Source organism: Methylobacterium tarhaniae (assembly GCF_001043955.1).
Taxonomy (GTDB): Bacteria; Pseudomonadota; Alphaproteobacteria; order Rhizobiales; family Beijerinckiaceae; genus Methylobacterium; species Methylobacterium tarhaniae.
Map to the genome: position 1 here is coordinate 1 of NZ_LABZ01000395.1, position 935 is coordinate 935.

The following is a 935-nucleotide window of genomic DNA, read 5'->3' on the forward strand; positions in this document are numbered from 1 at the left end:
CCCGCGCCCCGATTGACCAAGCCGGCCTGGCCCCGGGACCTCGTCCTGGTGCTCGGCCAGCTCGCCCGCGAGGCGCGACCATGACCCTGACGATGACCCACTCCGCCTCCGTCGCGCCCGATCCGGGCGGGCACCTGCTCCATCCCATCGTGCGCAAGCTCGCGGCCTACGGCCCCCTGGACGCGGAGGAGCAGGCGGTTCTCGCCGGCCTCGGCGCCGGGGCGAGGCCACCGCCTCGGCGGTGGTCGCCGACATCGCCGACGTGGCGGCCGGCCGCACGCCGCCGGCCTTCGGCCGCCCGGTGGCGAGCCTTAACCCCCCGGTGCGGGCCGAGATGCAGCGCCACCAGGGCGGCTACTACATCCGGCTGACCGTGCACGACCGACCCGGCGTCGCCGCCGGCGTCGCCACCAAGATGGCCGAGCGGGAGATCTCGCTGGAGAGCATTCTCCAGCACCGCTCCGAGAGCGCGGCGGCCCGCGACCGCCACGGCCGCTCGGGCCTGCCGGTGCCGCTGGTGCTCATCACCTACGCGGCGACCGAGGCGGCGATCCGCGCCAGCCTCGACGCGATGGCGGCGGACGGCCTCCTCTCCGAGCCGCCGCAGCTCATCCGCATCGAGCGGGAGTGAGTTCGGCCGTTCGGCACTGCAAATCGCCGCCTGCCCCGGTGACGGATTGGCCGGAAAACAATTCCGCGCAATCCACTGTTGACCGACTGGCCGATTGACAAAATTCAGTTCTGCGGCGCCGGATTCTCCTTTAAGACCCGGCCCGAAGGACCAGAACGAGGATCACGAACGCATGTCGGACGCCAAGAAGCCGGGGCCGAGCCAGGTCATCGAGCGCATCCTGACCCTCGAACTGGTGCGCGTCACCGAGCGCGCCGCGGTGGCTGCGGCGCGCCTGCGGGGCCAGGGCAACGAGAAGGCCGGC

2 pseudogenes are annotated in these 935 nt (G+C 72.5%); both read left to right on the forward strand.

From position 1 onward, the window contains the following. Positions 1-208: 208 nt before the first annotated feature. A pseudogene (locus VQ03_RS30245) lies at positions 209-631 on the forward strand (ACT domain-containing protein); the annotation flags it as partial. A 172-nt stretch (positions 632-803) separates the two neighbouring features. Beyond that, positions 804-935: pseudogene (gene glpX / locus VQ03_RS33520) on the forward strand (fructose-bisphosphatase class II); the annotation flags it as partial.